We start from the raw sequence: 16,961 nt of genomic DNA on the forward strand, positions 1-16,961 counted from the left end.
GTTACATTCCGAACCCGGAAGCTAAGCCTCACAGCGCCGATGGTACTGCAGGGGGGACCCTGTGGGAGAGTAGGACGCCGCCGAACTATTTTTGAGAGGACCCTTGGTCCCGGCACACATGCTGGGACCAAGGGTCCTTTTTGTATTTCCAGAGCTTTTCCTCGGAGCGCGCCGGCACCCCGGTTGCGCGAGAATGACTGCGGTACCGAAGACAGGAGTCGACCGATGGCCACCAACTCTCCCGACGAGCGACCGGAGCGCGATCAGCGCCGACGGGACAGTGGTGACCGGGGGGACCGGGGCGGGTTCCGCGGCAACACCGGCGGCCCGCGCAGGGACCGCCGGGACGACAACCGCGGTAGTGGCTTCCGCCGTGACGACCGTGACCGTGATCGGGACCGTGGTCCCCGTCGTGACGACCGGCGCGACGACAACCGTGGCGGTGGCTTCCGGCGCGATGACCGTCGGGACGACAACCGTGGTGGCGGCTTCCGCCGTGACGACCGTGACCGGGACCGTGGCCCGCGTCGTGACGACCGCCGTGACGACAACCGTGGTGGCGGCTTCCGGCGTGACGACCGTCGGGACGACAACCGTGGCGGTGGCTTCCGCCGTGACGACCGGCGCGATGACCGTTCGTACGGTGACCGGGACCGTGGTCCCCGTCGTGACGACCGACGCGACGACAACCGCGGTGGTGGCTTCCGGCGCGATGACGGTCGGGACGACCGTTCGTACGGTGACCGTGGGCCGCGTCGGGACGACCGTCGGGACGACAATCGCGGTGGCGGTTTCCGCCGTGACGACCGTGACCGGGATCGTGGGCCGCGTCGTGATGAGCGACGCGATGACAATCGCGGTGGTGGCTTTCGGCGCGATGACCGGCGTGACGACCGTTCGTACGGTGATCGTGGGCCGCGTCGGGACGACAACCGTGGCGGTGGCTTCCGGCGTGACGACCGTGACCGGGATCGTGGGCCGCGTCGTGACGACCGGCGTGATGACAACCGTGGCGGCGGTTTCCGGCGTGATGACCGGGGCGGGCGTCCCGGTGGGTTCCGTGGGCGGGATGACCGGCGTGATGATCGTCGGGGTGACCGCCGTGACGATCGGCGTGATGACCGGCGCGGCGGTGGGCCCAGGTTCCGGGACGATCGGGAGCGGGACCGTGAGCCGATCAAGCGGCTGCCGATTCCGGAGGACGTCTCCGGTGCCGAGCTCGACAAGAGCGTGCAGCAGGAGCTTCAGTCCCTTCCGAGGGGGCTTGCCGAGGATGTCGCCAACAACCTCGTGATGGTGGCCCGGCTCATCGATGAGGACCCGGAGAAGGCGTACGCGTACTCCAGGATCGCGCTGCGGCTGGCGTCGCGCGTCGCCGGAGTGCGGGAGGCCGCCGGTTTCGCCGCGTACGGGAACCAGAAGTACAGCGAGGCGCTCGCCGAGTTCAGGGCCGCGCGGCGGATGACCGGGACCGTGGACCTGTGGCCGCTCATGGCCGACTGTGAGCGTGGCCTCGGGCGGCCCGAGAAGGCCCTCGACATGGCCGGCGCCCCCGAGGTGTCGAAGCTGGACAAGGCCGGACAGGTCGAGATGCGGCTCGTGGCCGCCGGCGCGCGGCGCGACATGGGGCAGCTGGACGCCGCCATCGTGACGCTGCAGAGCCCCGAGCTCGCCTCGAACTCCACGCAGCCGTGGACCGCGCGTCTGCGCTACGCGTACGCCGACGCCCTGCTTGAGGCCGGGCGCGAGGACGAGGCGCGGGAGTGGTTCGCCAAGGCTGTCGAGGCCGACAAGGACGGCAGCACGGACGCGTCGGACCGGCTCGCGGAGCTGGACGGCGTCGAGTTCGTGGACGCCTTTGACGACAGTGCGGAGGACGGTGCCCCGGCGCCGGAGGCCGACAGGGCCGACGACGAGCGGTAGGTCGTGACATGACGAACGGGCGGGTTCCCTCAGGGGAGCCCGCCCGTTCGTCGTTGTTGCCGGGGTCAGTCGTCCGTCAGTGTGCGCAGCACCAGGCCCGTGGCCGGCTTCGGGCCGAACGATGTGGACTTGCGGGGCATCGTGACGCCCTGACGGGCCAGCTCGCGGACGACCTCCTCGCGGACCGGGTGCATCAGGACCGCGGTGCCGCCGTCGCGGCGGGCCTTGTCGACCGTCGCCTGTGTGTCGTGGATGTACGCGACGTCGGCGGGGGAGTCCTCCGGGATGCCCCAGACGTCGCCGAGGAGCGTGGAGTGCAGCACCGTGGCGTCGAGCGTGCGCCAGGCGTCGGGGCGGTCGGCCGGAATCGTACGGTCGAGGAGGGCCGGGTCGGGGCGGTCCAGGAGGTGGTACGTGTCCTCGGTGCCGGTGAGGAGGAAGGCGTTGCCGTGGGACGACGCCTGGGCCAGGGCATCCATCGCGTGCGGCAGCGGGCCCGCCACCTCGCGTACGCGGAAGTGCGGGCGGGCCGCCGCCAGGGCCCGGTCGAGGGGGAGGCGGCCGAGGAGGCGGTGGATGGCGCGGACCTGGAGGGGGTAGCGGGCCGTGTCGACCAGGAGGACCAGGCCGTAGTCCCAAGGCGTGCGGTCCGGCGAGGTGTGTTCGGTGCGCAGGCGCAGGTATGTGGCCCAGCGGTGGTGGCCGTCCGCGATGAGCGCCTGGTGGGCGGCGAGGCCGGCTCGGACCTGGTGCTGGTCGGCGGGGTCCGTGAGGGCCCAGAGACGGTGGCTGTAGCCGTCCTCGGTGGTGGTGGCGAGGAGCGGTGCGCGCTGGACCGTGCGTTCGATGACGGCGGTGGCGCCGGTCGCGTTGCCGTTGCTGCGGTAGGTCAGCAGAAGCGGTTCGAGGTTCGCGGCGGTCGTGCGCATCAGGCCGGCCCGGTCCTCGACCACATGCGGCATGACGTCCTCGTGGGGCAGGACCACACCTTCCGAGGCCTCGGAGAGGTGGAGGGCGCCGATGATGCCGCGCTGCAGCATGTCGCCCTTGCGCTGCTCGTACACGTAGAAGGCGGGTTCGTCGTCGGGGGCGAGGACGCCCTCGGCGAGCCAGCGGCGCAGGGTGGCGGCCGCCAGTTCGTTGCGGGTCCGGGGCTCCACGGCCTGCGGCAGGATCAGGCGGACGATGTTGTGCGGGTCCGCGTTCTCCAGGTGGTGCAGTCCGTCGGGCCGTACGACCACGTCGTACGGGGGCGAGGTCACGGCGGCGAGGCTGCCGACCTGTTCGGGGACGTAGCGGACGCCCCTGAACGGGATCAGGTCCAGGCCGTTGCTGCCCGTCTGTGCCGTGCGACCTGCGGTATTCATCCCCGCATCGTACGAGTGTCAGTGCCGTGGGGGATGATCGGGGCAGTGGGATCGAGCGAGGAGCGATGCGGAATGAGCCAGGGCGACAGGGCGAGCGGGGCGGCCGGCGGCGGGGCTGCCCGGGTGCGGCCCGGTGACAGCGCGCGGGCGTTGAGCGAGGCGTACGACACCGCGCTGCTCGATCTCGACGGGGTGGTGTACGCGGGCGGGCAGGCCATCGCGCATGCCGTCGAGTCGCTGGCCGTGGCGCGCGGGGGCGGGATGGGGCTCGCGTATGTCACGAACAACGCGCTGCGCACGCCGGACGCCGTGGCCGAGCATCTGACCGAGCTCGGGATCCCGACCGGGGCCGCCGATGTCATCACGTCGGCGCAGGCCGTCGCGCGGCTGATCAGCGAGCAGGTGCCGAGCGGGGCGCGGGTGCTGGTGATCGGCGGCGAGGGGCTGCGGGTGGCGCTGCGGGAGCGCGGGCTCGTGCCGGTGGACTCCGCCGACGAGGACCCGGCCGCGGTGGTGCAGGGGTACGGCGGGCCCGAGATGCCGTGGGGGCGGTTCGCGGAGGCCTGTTACGGGATCGCGCGCGGGGTGCCGTGGTTCGCGTCCAATACCGACCTGACCATTCCGAGCGCGAGGGGCATCGCGCCGGGGAACGGGGCGGCGGTGGAGGTCGTCCGGATCGCGACGGGTGCGGAGCCGCAGATCGCGGGGAAGCCGTTGCCGCCGATGCACAAGGAGACGATTCTGCGGACCGGGGCGAAGACGCCGTTGGTGGTGGGGGATCGGCTCGACACGGACATCGAGGGGGCGTTCAACGGTGGGGTGGATTCGCTTCTTGTGCTGACCGGGGTGACGGATGCGGCGCAGTTGCTCGCCGCGCCGCCGGAGCATCGGCCCACGTATGTGGATGTGGATCTGCGGGGGTTGCTCACCGGGCAGCCGGAGGTCGAGGGGCTTCAGGGTGGGGACGGTGGGTTCCGGTGCGGGGGCTGGACTGCGCTTGCCGGGGGTGGGGAGCTGCGGCTTGAGGGGGACGGGGAGGCGATCGACGGGTTGCGGGCGCTGTGTGGGGCGGCGTGGGATGCGGCCGGGGAAGGTGTGTGCGAGTTGGATGCCGGGAAGGCGGTTGCACGGTTGGGGTTGTAGCGCGCCGATGCGTTGGCGGGTGGGCCGCGCCGGGGTTGGGGCGGGAGTGTGCTCGCCCCGCACCGGGGGCCGCCTTGCCCACCCTGCCGCCCTTGGCGGCAGATTGCCCAAGGCGGGGCCGGCTGGGCCGGGCCGTGATGTTCTGGGGTTGCAGGGTAGGCTAACCTAACTTCGTGTTGGTCGACAGTCCTCCCGAAGCCAGCGCGGTGACCGCTCCCGCGCCCCCCGACCGCCGTGCGCTCATACGCACCGTCGGGCTGCTCGCGTCTGTCCTGGTGCTGGTGGCCGTCCTTGTGGCGAGCATCGCCGTGGGCGCCAAACCGCTCTCCCTGGACCAGGTCTGGCACGGCCTGTTCCAGGACACCGGGAACTACGCGGACGTGGTCGTCGGCGAGCGGATCTCGCGCACCCTGCTCGGTCTGCTCGCCGGAGTCGCGCTCGGCCTCGCCGGCGCCGTGCTCCAGGCACTGACCCGCAATCCGCTCGCCGACCCCGGCATCCTCGGCATCAACATGGGCGCGTCGGCCGCCGTAGTGTCCGCCATCAGCTTCCTCGGGGTCACCTCGCTCACCGGCTACGTATGGTTCGCCTTCGCGGGCGCCGCCGCCGTGGGCGTCCTCGTCTACGCGCTCGGCGGTACCCGCAACGCGACGCCCGTGCGGCTCGCGCTCGCCGGTACCGCGATCAACGCGGCGCTCTCCGGCTATCTCTACGCGGTGATGATCACCGACGACATGGCCCTCAACCGGATGCGGTTCTGGCAGGTCGGCTCGCTGGCCACGTCCACGATGCACACCATCCAGCAGGTGTGGCCGTTCATCGCGGTCGGCGCCGTGCTCGCGCTGCTGCTCTCCCGGCCGCTCAACGCCATGGCCATGGGCGACGACACCGCACGCGCGCTCGGCGCCCACCTCGGCCGCACCCGCGCCTTGAGCATGGTCGCCGCGACGCTGCTGTGCGGTGCGGCCACCGCGGCCTGCGGCCCGATCGCCTTCGTCGGCCTGATGGTGCCGCACATGGTGCGCTCGTTCACCGGCCCCGACATGCGCTGGATCATGCCGTACGCGGCGGTCCTCTCGCCCGTGCTGCTGCTCGGCGCGGACGTCATCGGCCGGATCGTGGCCCGCCCGTCCGAGCTCCAGGTCGGCATCGTCACGGCCGTCATCGGCGCGCCGGTCTTCATCGTGCTCGTACGTCGCCGAAGGATGGCCCAGCTGTGACCGCCACCGAGCCCCGCACCAAGAAGCCGAAGACCAAGGCGGTACGCACCCCGGGCGGGCTCTCCGTCCGGCTCGACGTCCGCTCGCTCGTCGTCGTCGCCGTGCTCCTCGTGGCGGCGCTCGCCGCGAGTGTCTTCCTCATCGGCACCGGCGACTTCCCGATCGCGGTCCCCGACGTGCTGCGCACCCTCGCGGGCAACGGCGACGCCGGCCAGGAGTTCATCATCAACGACCTGCGCCTCCCGCGGGTCCTCGTCGGCCTGCTGGTCGGCGCCGCGCTGGGCCTGTCCGGCGCGCTCTTCCAGTCCGTCTCCCGCAACCCGCTCGGCAGCCCCGACGTGCTCGGCCTCGGGCAGGGGTCCACGGCCGGCGCGCTCGTCATGATCGTGATCTTCGGCGGCAGCGCCGGGCAGGTCGCGATCGGCGCGCTCGTCGGCGGGCTCGTCACCGGCTTCGCGATCTACGTCCTCGCGTGGAAGCGGGGCGTGCACGGCTACCGGCTCGTCCTCGTCGGCATCGGTGTCTCCGCCTTCGTGACCGCGATCAACGGTTATCTGCTCACCAAGGCCGACTTCGTGGACGCCGCCCGCGCCACCGTGTGGATGACCGGCTCGCTCAACGGCCGCGACTGGACGCAGGTCTGGCCGCTGCTGATCATGTTCGTCGTGCTGATCCCGGTGGTCGCCGCGTACTCCCGTCCTCTGCGGATGCTGGAGATGGGCGACGACGCGGCGGGCGGCCTCGGCGTGCGCGTCGAGCGGACCCGGCTGCTGCTGCTCACGGCCTCCGTCGTGCTGACGGCCGCCGCCACCGCGGCCGCGGGCCCGGTCACCTTCGTGGCGCTCACCGCGCCGCAGATCGCCCGGCGCCTCACCAAGTCGCCGGGGCCGAACCTGGCGGCCTCGACGATCCTCGGCGCGGCCCTGCTGATCGTCGCCGACCTGGTCTCGCAGCGGGCGTTCGGCGCCGACCAGCTGCCCGTCGGCGTGGTCACCGGCGTCGTCGGCGGCATCTATCTCCTGTGGCTGCTGGTCACCGAGCGGAAGGCGGGGCGGATATGACCTCGCGCGACCCGCACACGCCCGGCCCCTCTCGTACGAACCAAAGGAGCACCGCAGTGAACAGGCTGATAGCCGACGACGTGACCCTCGGATACGACCAGCGCGTCATCGCCGAGAAGCTGTCGGTGGAGATCCCCGACAACTCCTTCACGGTGATCGTCGGCCCGAACGCCTGCGGCAAGTCCACGCTCCTTCGCGCCCTGTCGCGGATGCTCAAGCCGAGCGCGGGCCGCGTCCTCCTGGACGGCAGCGTCATCCAGTCGATGCCCGCCAAGAAGGTCGCGAAGACGCTCGGCCTGCTGCCGCAGTCGTCGACGGCGCCCGACGGCATCACCGTCGGCGACCTCGTGGCCCGCGGCCGCTACCCGCACCAGGGGCTGCTGCGCCAGTGGTCGTCGGAGGACGAGCGGATCGTGCAGGAGTCGATGGGCTCGACCGGCGTCGCCGAGCTCGCCGAGCGGTACGTCGACGAGCTCTCCGGCGGCCAGCGCCAGCGGGTGTGGATCGCGATGGCGCTCGCCCAGCAGACGCCGCTGCTGCTGCTCGACGAGCCGACGACGTACCTCGACATCCAGCACCAGATCGACGTTCTCGACCTCTGCGCCGAGCTGCACGAGGAGCAGGGGCGCACGCTCGTCGCGGTCCTGCACGACCTCAATCACGCGGCCCGCTACGCCACGCACCTCATCGCCCTGCGCGAGGGCGAGGTGATCGCGGAGGGTGCGCCCAAGGACATCGTGACGGCCGAGCTCGTCGAGCAGCTGTTCGGCATGAAGTGCCAGGTCATCGACGACCCGGAGACGGGGACCCCGCTCGTGGTGCCGGCCGCGCGGCACGCGCGCCGCAAGGAGATCGCTACAGCAGCGTCCTGAGCCGCAGGAGGTCGCGGAAGGACGCTTCGAGCCGGACGCGTCCCGCCGCCCACGCCTTCGCGAAGTTCAGCTCGCCCTCGACCATCGCGACCAGGTCGTCCCCGGTCATCGCGAGGCGGATCTGCGCCTTCTCGGCGGGCGGTCCTGGCCGGGTGTCGAGGACCTCGATCCGGCCGTCCTTGAGACGGCCGGAAAACGTCACGTCGAGATCGGTGATGCGGCAGCTCAGCGAGCGGTCCAGGGACGCGGCCGTGCGCACGTCCCCGTCGGCCCCCGCCATGTTGTCCGAGAGTTTGTCGAGCGCCGCCCGGCACTCCTCAGTCGTCGCCATCGTGATCGACGGTACACCGGCGCTTCGGGGTAGCGTCGGGGCATGAGCGAGACGCCCACCGAGCCCACGGACGTGCCGGAACCCGAGCGGGAGCCGGCCGCGGAACCCGCGCCGGAACCCTCGTACGACCCGGCGGCCCCCGCCCCGCTCGGCATCGAGCGCACCCCCACGGGCAACGCCGACGTGGACGCCCAGCTGGAGCGGCTCGGCGATGTGGACCACCTCGCGGCGGACGGGCACGCCGAGGTGTACGAGGATGTACATCAGGGGCTGCGGAACGCGCTGACCGCGCTGGATGCCCGCCCCGCCTCTCCGTCTCCGCACGACAACAGGAGCTGAACCACCGTGGCAGGTGTGGCACGTCGCCGCCTCGACGCCGAACTCGTCAACCGCAAGCTGGCGCGCTCGCGCGAGCACGCGAGCCAGCTGATCGCGGCGGGCCGGGTCAGCGTCTCCAAGATCGTCGCGACCAAACCCGCGACGCAGGTCAACGAGGGCGTGTCGATCGTGGTCGCGGCGGACGACGGCGACCCCGACTACGTCTCGCGCGGCGGGCACAAGCTCGCGGGCGCGCTGGCGGCGTTCGGCCCGCAAGGCCTTGAGGTCAAGGGCCGCAGGGCGCTGGACGCGGGCGCGTCCACCGGCGGCTTCACCGATGTGCTCCTGCGGGCCGGGGTCGCGCACGTCGTCGCCGTCGACGTCGGCTACGGGCAACTCGCCTGGTCACTGCAGAGCGATGAACGCGTCACCGTCAAGGACCGTACGAACGTACGCGAATTGACGTTGGAGGCGATCGATGACGTACCCGTGGACATCGTGGTGGGGGACCTGTCCTTCATCCCGCTCGGCCTTGTGCTGCCCGCCCTCGCGCGCTGCGCGGCACCGGGGGCGGACCTCGTGCTGATGGTCAAGCCGCAGTTCGAGGTGGGCAAGGAGCGGCTCGGCAGCGGCGGCGTCGTGCGCAGCCCCGAACTGCGGGCCGGAGCCGTACGGACGGTCGCCGACCAGGCATGGAAGCTCGGGTACGGCGTGCGCGGGGTCACCGCGAGCCCCCTGCCCGGACCGTCCGGGAACGTCGAGTACTTTCTGTGGCTGCGTGCCGGGGCGGATCAGCTCGACCCGGCTGACGTAGAGCGTGCAGTTGCGGAGGGCCCCCAGTGACAGAGCTGACACATCGGCCACAGACCCGAGCCCGTACGGTCTTCCTGCTCGCGCACACGGGGCGGCCCGCCGCGATCCGCAGCGCCGAACTCGTCGTGCAGGGGCTGCTGCGCAGCGGCCTCGGGGTGCGCGTCCTGGAGACGGAGGCGCAGGACCTGCCGCTGCCCGACTCCGTCGAACTGGTGAAGGAGTCGGAGGCGACACCGGCCTGTCTCGACGGCTGTGAGCTGCTCATCGTGCTCGGCGGTGACGGGACGCTGCTGCGCGGCGCCGAGTTCGCGCGGGCGTCCGGAGTGCCGATGCTCGGGGTGAACCTGGGCCGCGTCGGCTTCCTCGCGGAGGCGGAGCGCGACGACCTGGACAAGGTCGTCGACCGCGTCGTCACCAAGGAGTACGAGGTCGAGGAGCGGATGACGATCGACGTCGCCGTGCACCGCAACGGCGACGTCGTGCACCGGGACTGGGCGCTCAACGAGGCGGCCGTCCAGAAGATCGAGCCCGAGCGGATGCTCGAGGTCGTGCTGGAGATCGACGGCCGCCCGGTCACCGGCTTCGGCTGCGACGGCATCGTGTGCGCCACCCCGACCGGGTCCACCGCCTACGCGTTCTCCGCCGGCGGTCCCGTGGTGTGGCCCGAGGTCGAGGCGCTGCTCATGGTGCCGATCAGCGCGCACGCCCTGTTCGCCAAGCCGCTCATCACGTCCCCCGACTCGGTGCTCGCCGTCGAGGTCCAGCAGCACACGCCGCACGGCGTGCTGTGGTGCGACGGGCGGCGGACCGTGGAGCTCCCGCCGGGCGCGCGCATCGAGGTGCGCCGGGGCGAGGTGCCCGTCCGGCTCGCGCGGCTGCACCACGCGGTGTTCACCGACCGGCTCGTCGCCAAGTTCGCGCTCCCGGTCGCCGGGTGGCGCGGCGCCCCGCACTGAGCGGCACGATCGAGTGACGGCGGCGTGAAGGTTTGTCACCGCAGGTGCCCTCCCACCTGCGGAATCGGTGCCGGTGGCCAGGGTCCGTCGCACGGACGGCCTCCGACCTCGTAAGGTCAGAGGCGTGTTGGAGGAGATGCGGATACGGTCGCTCGGAGTCATCGACGACGCCGTGGTCGAGCTTTCGCCCGGCTTCACGGCGGTCACCGGTGAGACGGGCGCGGGCAAGACCATGGTCGTCACGAGTCTCGGCTTGCTGCTCGGCGGGCGCGCCGACCCCGCGCTCGTACGGATCGGCGCGAAGAACGCCGTGGTCGAGGGGCGCATCGCCGTGCCCGCCGACTCGGGCGCGCGCGAGCGGGCCGAGGAGGCGGGCGCCGAGCTCGAGGACGGGGTGCTGCTGCTCAGCCGCACCGTCTCCGCCGAGGGGCGCTCGCGGGCGCACCTGGGCGGTCGGTCCGTGCCGGTGGGCGTACTGAGCGAGCTGGCGGACGAACTGGTGGCCGTGCACGGCCAGACCGACCAGCAGGGACTGCTGAAGCTCGGCAGGCAGCGGCAGGCGCTCGACCGGTACGCGGGGGACGCCGTCGCGGCGCCGCTCGCCAAGTACGGAGCCGTCTACAAGCGGCTGAGGGCCGTCGGCACCGAGCTGGAGGAGATCACCACGCGCGCCCGTGAGCGGGCGCAGGAGGCGGATCTGCTGCGCTTCGGGCTCGACGAGATCGGCGCCGTGGAGCCCAGGGCCGGCGAGGACGTGGAGCTGGCCGAGGAGGCGTCCCGGCTCGGCCACGCGGAGGCGCTCGCCTCGGCCGCGGCCGCAGCGCACGCCGCGCTCGCCGGGAACCCCGAGGACCCGGAGGGCGTCGACGCGCAGACGCTGGTCGGCGGCGCGCACCGGGCCCTGGAGGCCGTGCGCTCGCACGACTCGGCGCTCGGCACGCTCGCGGAGCGGATCGGCGAGGTGCAGATCCTGCTCACCGACGTCGCCGCCGAACTCGCGGGCTATGCGGACAACTTGGACGCCGACCCACTGCGCCTGTCCGCGGTGGAGGAGCGGCGTGCGGCCCTCACGGCCCTCACCCGCAAGTACGGCGAGGACGTCACCGAGGTGCTGGCCTGGGCCGAGACGAGCGCCGCGCGCCTCCTCGAACTCGACGGCGACGACGAGCGGATCGGCGAGCTGACCGCCGAGCGCGAATCGCTCCGCGGCGAACTGGGCGTACTGGCGCAGGAGCTGACGCACGCGCGCGTGGAGGCGGCCGACCGCTTCGCGGCCGCGGTGACCGAGGAGCTCTCCTCGCTCGCGATGCCGCACGCCCGGGTCTCCTTCGACATCCGGCAGACCGAGACCGATGCGGCCGACGGCGTCGAGGTCGACGGCAGGAACGTGGCCTGCGGCCCCAGCGGAGTCGACGAGGTGGAGCTGCTGCTCGCCCCGCACCCCGGAGCGCCGCCCCGGCCCATCGCCAAGGGCGCGTCCGGCGGTGAGCTGTCGCGCGTGATGCTCGCCGTGGAGGTCGTCTTCGCGGGCAACGACCCGGTACCTACGTATCTCTTCGACGAGGTCGACGCGGGCGTCGGCGGCAAGGCGGCCGTCGAGATCGGCCGGCGTCTCGCCAAGCTCGCCAGGTCGGCGCAGGTCGTGGTCGTCACGCACCTGCCGCAGGTCGCCGCGTTCGCGGACCGCCAGCTCCTGGTCGAGAAGACCAACGACGGCTCCGTGACGAGTTCCGGTGTGACCGTGCTGGAGGGCGAGGACCGGGTGCGGGAACTGTCCCGGATGCTGGCGGGCCAGGAGGACTCGGAGACGGCACGGGCGCATGCGGAGGAGCTGCTCTCGGCGGCCAGGTCGGACGCGTGACGGGCCGGTCGCGGGCGGCGTAAGCATCGGGTTCCTCAACTCACCCATGTGGGTGGTCCCGTGTGCCGTGTTGCCCAGGCCCGGGGGGTGCGGGACGGCGACCGGTGCCGGAATGTCGGTACGGGCTGGCATCCTGGGGGACCGACGGTGTACGTATCCCTGAGCCCGTACTCTCCGTATACCTAACCCCTTCCGTACCTACCGAGTTCGCCGACACCCCTCAGGAGCCCGGCCGCGTGAGCCACCCCAGCAGCCCGTCAGCGCACGGCCAGCCGACGCTGCGCACCGTGCAGGTGCTGGGCGGCGGCAGTGCGGGCAGCAGCGCCCATGTCCGGTCCCTGACCGCGGGGTTGGTGGCCCGCGGGGTGCGGGTCACGGTGTGCACGCCGATGGCGGCCGAGCGGGCGTACGGGTTCGCGGCCGCAGGCGCGCACCACCTTCCGGTGCCGCGCCGCGGCGACCCGGCGTCCGTCGCCGCGCTCCGCGTCGCCTGCACCGACGCCGACCTCGTGCACGCGCACGGGCTGCACGCCGCGCTGCGCGCCTCCCTCGCGCTCGGCGGCCGCCGCGTCCCGCTCGTCGTCACCTGGCACACCCGCTCGTACGCCGAGGGGGCCCGGGCCCATCTGCTGCGCATTCTGGAGCGGCGCGTGGCCAGGGCGGCCGCCGTCGTCCTCGGCACCTCCTCCGACCTGGTGGACCGGGCGCGGGCGCGTGGCGCGCGGGACGCCCGGCTCGCCGCGGTGGCCTTCCCGGCGCCGCGCGCACCGCTCCCGGAGGGCGAGGAGGCCGAGCGCACCCGCAGCAAGACGCGGGCCGAACTGGGCTGCGTGGACCGGCCGTTACTGATGGCCGTCGGCAGCCTGGAGCGGCACCGCGGCTACGACGTGCTGCTCGACGCCGCGCACGCGCTGCTCGGGCTCGACCCCGTGCCGCTGCTCGTGATCGCGGGGGAGGGGCCCGAACGGGCGGCGCTCCAGCGGCGCATCGAGACCGAGGGCCTGCCGGTGCGGCTCGCGGGCCGCCGCGACGACGTCGCCGAACTGCTGCGCGCCGCCGATGTCGCGGTGCTGCCCAGCAGTTGGGAGTCCCGCTCGCTGCTCGCCCAGGAGGCGCTGCACGCGCGCGTGCCCCTCGTGGCAACGGACGTCGGTGGCATCCCCGAACTCGTCGGCGACGGCGCGGAGTTGGTGCCTTACGGGAACGCGCCGGCGCTCGCCCGTGCCGTCGGGCGGCTCCTCGCCGACCCCGTCCGGCGGGACCAGCTCAAGGAGCGGGGCGTCGCGCAGGCCGCGTCCTGGCCGACCGAGGACGCGACCGTGGCCCAAGTCCTCAGCGTCTACGACGAGTTGACCGGCTTTCACTAAAGGCTCTAGGGAGTGGCCGGAGTGTGCCGCCGCGCCCGCAGTGCCAGGCTCAGCGCGAGCACCGTCTGCGGGTCGTCCAGGTCCGTGCCGAGCAGCTCACCGATCCGCGCGAGCCGGTTGTAGAGCGTCTGCCGGTTCAGATGGAGTTCGCGTGCCGTCTCCGCCTTGCGGCCCGCGTGCGCGAGATAGGTCTGGAGCGTGGGCAGCAGCGGCGGCTTGGCCCGCCTGTCGTGCTCCTGCAGCGGGCCGATCGCCCGCTCCACGAACGCCGCCAGGTCCGGATGGTCCCGCAGCCGCCACAGCAGCAGGTCGATGTCGAGGCGCCGCGCGTCGAACCACGGCCGGTCGTCCAGGCCCTGCGCCGCCGTCGCCGTCTCCGCCGCGTGCCGGAGCCCCGCCGCGGCGGCGGCCCAGCCGCCCGCTCCGCCGACCACCACGACCGGCGGCTGCCCTTCCGCCCGCTGCATCCCGGCCCGCGCCACACCCGCCCGCAGCGCCGCGGCGACCCGGTCCGCGACCGCCGTGCGCTCCGACTCCGAACGCAGCCCGAGCAGCAGCGGCACCCGCCCCTCCACGGGGCGCACGCCGAGCAGCACCGGCACCCCGACCGAGGCCAGCTCCTCGGACACGGCCCGCGCGAGCACCGCCCAGCCGCCGCCCGGCGACAGGCCCATCGTCGTCTCGGGAAGCCGCATCACCACGGGCAGCAGCGGCCCGCTCCCGGCCGGCTTGAAGCCGAGGACGCGGGCCTGCGCCGGGGCGTCGTCCGGCGCGATCCGGCCCTCCGCGAGGTCGGTGAGGAAGTCGCCGCGCCCGCGCGCGGCCAGCTCCTCCTCCTGGCGGGCCTGCATGAGCACCACGGCCAGCGAGCCGGCGGCCCGTTCGGCGGCGATCCGGTGCACGGGCGCGAGCGTCCCGGACACGGGCAGCAGCACGAGCCTCGCCCGCACGGAACCGGCGCCGGGGCCGCCGCCCGGCACGTCCACGAGGACGGCCCCGCTCGGCGGCTCGTCCTTGTGCGTGGCGCGCATGCCCTCCCACACCTGGAGCGGATCGGTGATGTCGTCCTCGGCCCCGGCCGCGTACAGCAGCTGCCCGTCGGCGGTCTCAAGGAAGACCGGGTTCCCGCTGAACTCGGCCAGGATGCGCAGGACTTGAGGGACACCGCCGCCGCTCAGGAGCGCCTCGGTGCAGCGCCGGTGCACCTCCTCCGCCCGCTGGAGCAGCGCGTAGTGCCCGTTGACGATCTCGGTGTGGATCTCCTCCGTCACCGTCACGAACGGCACTTCGCGGTGCAGCTGGACCAGCGGGAGCCCCGCGGCCCGCGCCGTCTCCACGAGCGCCGCGGGCAGCCGCGCGAACCGCTGGCCCAGCTCGATGACGAGCGCCGCGATGCCCCGCTCGGCCAGCTTGCGCACGAAGGCGCGCTGTTCGGCGGGGCGGGTGCCGATCCCGAAGCCCGTGGTCAGCAGCAGTTCGCCGCCCTTGAGGAGCGACGCGATGTTCGGCACCTCGCCGGCGTGCACCCAGCGCACGGTCCGGTGCAGGCGCTCCCCGCCGGCCACGACCTCGGGGAGCCCGCTGCGCAGCCCCGGCAGTTCCAGGGCGCGCCGCACGGTGATGCCGCCGGGCGAGGAGAAGGCGGAGAACTCGGGCGAGGTGCTGTCCATGACACGGACGCTACCGGCGCACGCGCCCGCGCAACATCTCCGCCCCCGCCCGTACCCCCGCGCTAACCTCCGTACGCGCCCGAAGCCGTCAGCCGCAGCGCCGTGTCGATCAGCGGCACGTGGCTGAACGCCTGCGGGAAGTTGCCCACCTGGCGCTGCAGCCGCGGATCCCACTCCTCGGCCAGCAGGCCCAGGTCGTTGCGGAGCGCGAGCAGCTTCTCGAACAGCTTGCGGGCCTCGTCGACCCGGCCGATCATCGCCAGGTCGTCCGCCATCCAGAACGAGCAGGCGAGGAACGCCCCTTCGTCGCCCGGCAGCCCGTCGACACCGGCGTCGTCGCCGTCCGTCGGGTACCGCAGGATGAAGCCGTCCGGCGTCGACAGCTCCCGCTGGATCGCCTCGATGGTGCCGATGACCCGCTTGTCGTCCGGCGGCAGGAAGCCCATCTGCGGAATCAGCAGCAGCGAGGCGTCCAGCTCCTTGCTGCCGTACGACTGCGTGAAGGTGTTGCGCTCCTTGTCGTAGCCCTTCTCGCAGACGTCCCTGTGGATGTCGTCGCGCAGGTCGCGCCACTTCTCCAGCGGGCCGTCCACGTCACCGGACTCGATGAGCTTGATCGTGCGGTCCACGGCCACCCACGCCATGACCTTCGAGTGCACGAAGTGCCGGCGCGGGCCGCGCACCTCCCAGATGCCCTCGTCCGGCTCGTCCCAGTGCCCCTCCAGGTACTGGATGAGCTTGAGCTGGAGCATCGACGCGTAGTCGTTGCGCGCCAGGCCCGTCATGTGCGCCAGGTGCAGCGCCTCGGTCACCTCGCCGTACACGTCGAGCTGGAGCTGGTGCGCCGCCCCGTTCCCGACCCGGACGGGCGCCGAGTTCTCGTACCCGGGCAGCCAGTCGAGCTCCGCCTCGCCGAGCTCGCGCTCGCCCGCGATGCCGTACATGATCTGCAGGTTCTCCGGGTCGCCCGCGACGGCCCGCAGCAGCCACTCGCGCCAGGCACGGGCCTCCTCGCGGTAGCCGGTGCGCAGCAGCGACGACAGGGTGATGGCGGCGTCGCGCAGCCACGTGTACCGGTAGTCCCAGTTGCGTACGCCGCCGATCTCCTCGGGCAGCGAGGTCGTCGGCGCGGCGACGATGCCGCCGGTCGGCGCGTAGGTCAGGGCCTTGAGCGTGATGAGCGAGCGGACGACGGCCTCGCGGTACGGGCCGTGGTACGTGCAGTGCTCGACCCACTCGCGCCAGAACTGCTCCGTCGCCGTGAGCGCGTTCTCCGGGTCCGGCAGCGGCGGCTGGTCCTTGTGCGAGGGCTGCCACTGGATGGTGAAGGCGACCCGGTCACCGGGCGCCACCGTGAAGTCCGAGTACGTCGTGAGGTTCTTGCCGTACGTCTCGGTCTCGGAGTCCAGCCACACGGAGTCGGGCCCCGCGACGGCGACCGTACGGCCGTCGACCTTGTGGACCCAGGGTGTGATCCGGCCGTAGCTGAAGCGCATGCGCAGCGCGGAACGCATCGGCACGCGCCCGCTCACGCCCTCCACGATCCGGGTCAGCTGGGGTGCGCCGTCGCGCGGCGGCATGAAGTCCGTGACCCGGACCGTGCCGCGCGGCGTGTCCCACTCCGACTCCAGGACCAGCGAGTCGCCGCGGTATCCGCGCCGCGCCGCTCTCGGTGGCTCGGCATCGGACGCATGGGCGGGACCCAGGCGCCAGAAGCCGTGATCCTCGGTGCCGAGCAGCCCGGCGAAAATGGCATGCGAGTCGAAGCGGGGCAGGCACAGCCAGTCCACTGTGCCGTCCTGGCAGACCAGGGCGGCGGTCTGCATGTCTCCGATGAGTGCGTAATCCTCGATGCGCCCGGCCACGTGCATCTCCAGTCGAACGGCCACGGTTGGAGGGAAAAGTTGGAGCGAAGAGTTGATGCGAGGGAAGGGATTGGGGGGATGAGACGACGGATCGTACTGTCCCGTTGATACGCCGTCCGGATACGTCGTTGTCAAACGAACTGACGAGCCGGTTGTTCCGGGTGGGGTCGCGGCGAACGGACGTAGTGCTCCGA

15 protein-coding genes and 1 rRNA gene are annotated in these 16,961 nt (G+C 72.6%); 12 read left to right on the forward strand and 4 right to left on the reverse strand.

The window, feature by feature from the left end:
• From rrf to ACZ7L4_RS32410, 3 genes are all read left to right on the forward strand, one after another.
• Positions 1-86, forward strand: a 5S ribosomal RNA gene (gene rrf / locus ACZ7L4_RS32400); the annotation flags it as partial.
• A 287-nt stretch (positions 87-373) separates the two neighbouring features.
• Positions 374-1,294, forward strand: coding sequence for a hypothetical protein (locus ACZ7L4_RS32405; RefSeq protein ID WP_472108185.1), 921 nt, complete (start codon positions 374-376; stop codon positions 1,292-1,294).
• Positions 1,231-1,923, forward strand: coding sequence for a tetratricopeptide repeat protein (locus tag ACZ7L4_RS32410; protein ID WP_472108187.1), 693 nt, complete (start codon positions 1,231-1,233; stop codon positions 1,921-1,923). The genes ACZ7L4_RS32405 and ACZ7L4_RS32410 overlap by 64 nt, the downstream gene beginning before the upstream one ends.
• Before the next feature lie 65 nt (positions 1,924-1,988).
• On the opposite strand, the gene ACZ7L4_RS32415 is transcribed toward ACZ7L4_RS32410, so the two are convergent.
• Positions 1,989-3,290: a DUF1015 family protein gene (locus tag ACZ7L4_RS32415; protein ID WP_472108189.1), complete on the reverse strand. Its 1,302-nt coding sequence runs from the start codon at positions 3,288-3,290 to the stop codon at positions 1,989-1,991.
• Positions 3,291-3,362: 72 nt separating this feature from the next.
• Here ACZ7L4_RS32415 and ACZ7L4_RS32420 point away from each other — a divergent pair, with 72 nt between their 5' ends.
• From ACZ7L4_RS32420 to ACZ7L4_RS32435, 4 genes are all read left to right on the forward strand, one after another.
• Positions 3,363-4,433 carry an HAD hydrolase-like protein gene (locus tag ACZ7L4_RS32420; protein ID WP_472108191.1) on the forward strand — a complete coding sequence of 357 codons (1,071 nt, stop codon included), beginning with the start codon at positions 3,363-3,365 and terminating at the stop codon, positions 4,431-4,433.
• Between the two features lie 173 nt (positions 4,434-4,606).
• On the forward strand, positions 4,607-5,653 hold the full coding sequence (locus ACZ7L4_RS32425; protein ID WP_472108192.1) for a FecCD family ABC transporter permease: 1,047 nt from the start codon (positions 4,607-4,609) through the stop codon (positions 5,651-5,653).
• Positions 5,650-6,714 (forward strand): FecCD family ABC transporter permease, encoded by a 1,065-nt coding sequence (locus ACZ7L4_RS32430; protein WP_472108194.1) that lies wholly within the window; start codon positions 5,650-5,652, stop codon positions 6,712-6,714. Before ACZ7L4_RS32425 ends, ACZ7L4_RS32430 begins: the two co-directional genes overlap by 4 nt.
• Positions 6,711-7,586: an ABC transporter ATP-binding protein gene (locus ACZ7L4_RS32435; RefSeq protein ID WP_472108196.1), complete on the forward strand. Its 876-nt coding sequence runs from the start codon at positions 6,711-6,713 to the stop codon at positions 7,584-7,586. The genes ACZ7L4_RS32430 and ACZ7L4_RS32435 overlap by 4 nt, the downstream gene beginning before the upstream one ends.
• On the opposite strand, the gene ACZ7L4_RS32440 is transcribed toward ACZ7L4_RS32435, so the two are convergent.
• The gene (locus ACZ7L4_RS32440; RefSeq protein WP_472108197.1) at positions 7,570-7,917 is read right to left on the reverse strand and encodes an SCP2 sterol-binding domain-containing protein; all 348 of its coding nucleotides are present in this window, start codon (positions 7,915-7,917) and stop codon (positions 7,570-7,572) included. The genes ACZ7L4_RS32435 and ACZ7L4_RS32440 overlap by 17 nt on opposite strands.
• A gap of 42 nt (positions 7,918-7,959) precedes the next feature.
• Between ACZ7L4_RS32440 and ACZ7L4_RS32445 the strand changes: the two genes are divergently transcribed.
• From ACZ7L4_RS32445 to ACZ7L4_RS32465, 5 genes are all read left to right on the forward strand, one after another.
• A complete protein-coding gene (locus ACZ7L4_RS32445; protein ID WP_472108199.1) occupies positions 7,960-8,256 on the forward strand; it encodes a hypothetical protein in 297 nt (98 codons plus the stop codon).
• A 6-nt stretch (positions 8,257-8,262) separates the two neighbouring features.
• Complete coding sequence (locus tag ACZ7L4_RS32450) at positions 8,263-9,078, forward strand: TlyA family RNA methyltransferase (RefSeq protein WP_472108200.1); 816 nt, start codon at positions 8,263-8,265, stop codon at positions 9,076-9,078.
• Between the two features lie 5 nt (positions 9,079-9,083).
• Positions 9,084-10,004, forward strand: coding sequence for an NAD kinase (locus ACZ7L4_RS32455; RefSeq protein WP_472108797.1), 921 nt, complete (start codon positions 9,084-9,086; stop codon positions 10,002-10,004).
• Between the two features lie 136 nt (positions 10,005-10,140).
• Entirely contained in the window at positions 10,141-11,865 is a 1,725-nt protein-coding gene (gene recN, locus ACZ7L4_RS32460; protein ID WP_472108799.1) for a DNA repair protein RecN, read from the forward strand.
• A 236-nt stretch (positions 11,866-12,101) separates the two neighbouring features.
• Positions 12,102-13,232 carry a glycosyltransferase family 4 protein gene (locus ACZ7L4_RS32465; protein WP_472108202.1) on the forward strand — a complete coding sequence of 377 codons (1,131 nt, stop codon included), beginning with the start codon at positions 12,102-12,104 and terminating at the stop codon, positions 13,230-13,232.
• A 5-nt stretch (positions 13,233-13,237) separates the two neighbouring features.
• Here the strand turns inward: ACZ7L4_RS32465 and ACZ7L4_RS32470 are convergent, their stop codons facing one another.
• Both ACZ7L4_RS32470 and ACZ7L4_RS32475 read right to left on the reverse strand, forming a co-directional pair.
• Entirely contained in the window at positions 13,238-14,902 is a 1,665-nt protein-coding gene (locus tag ACZ7L4_RS32470; protein ID WP_472108204.1) for a PucR family transcriptional regulator, read from the reverse strand.
• 62 nt (positions 14,903-14,964) lie between these two features.
• Complete coding sequence (locus ACZ7L4_RS32475) at positions 14,965-16,767, reverse strand: glycoside hydrolase family 15 protein (RefSeq protein ID WP_472108801.1); 1,803 nt, start codon at positions 16,765-16,767, stop codon at positions 14,965-14,967.
• Positions 16,768-16,961 lie beyond the last annotated feature (194 nt).

Source organism: Streptomyces sp. NPDC107575 (assembly GCF_055657265.1).

What these genes read in the sequence shown, in the direction of transcription:
- ACZ7L4_RS32415 (WP_472108189.1), bottom strand. Translation starts at nt 3,290, where the DNA reads ATGAATACCGCAGGTCGCACGGCACAGACGGGCAGCAACGGCCTGGAC.
- ACZ7L4_RS32445 (WP_472108199.1), top strand. Translation starts at nt 7,960, where the DNA reads ATGAGCGAGACGCCCACCGAGCCCACGGACGTGCCGGAACCCGAGCGG.
- ACZ7L4_RS32420 (WP_472108191.1), top strand. Translation starts at nt 3,363, where the DNA reads ATGAGCCAGGGCGACAGGGCGAGCGGGGCGGCCGGCGGCGGGGCTGCC.
- ACZ7L4_RS32435 (WP_472108196.1), top strand. Translation starts at nt 6,711, where the DNA reads ATGACCTCGCGCGACCCGCACACGCCCGGCCCCTCTCGTACGAACCAA.
- recN (WP_472108799.1), top strand. Translation starts at nt 10,141, where the DNA reads ATGCGGATACGGTCGCTCGGAGTCATCGACGACGCCGTGGTCGAGCTT.
- ACZ7L4_RS32440 (WP_472108197.1), bottom strand. Translation starts at nt 7,917, where the DNA reads ATGGCGACGACTGAGGAGTGCCGGGCGGCGCTCGACAAACTCTCGGAC.
- ACZ7L4_RS32470 (WP_472108204.1), bottom strand. Translation starts at nt 14,902, where the DNA reads ATGGACAGCACCTCGCCCGAGTTCTCCGCCTTCTCCTCGCCCGGCGGC.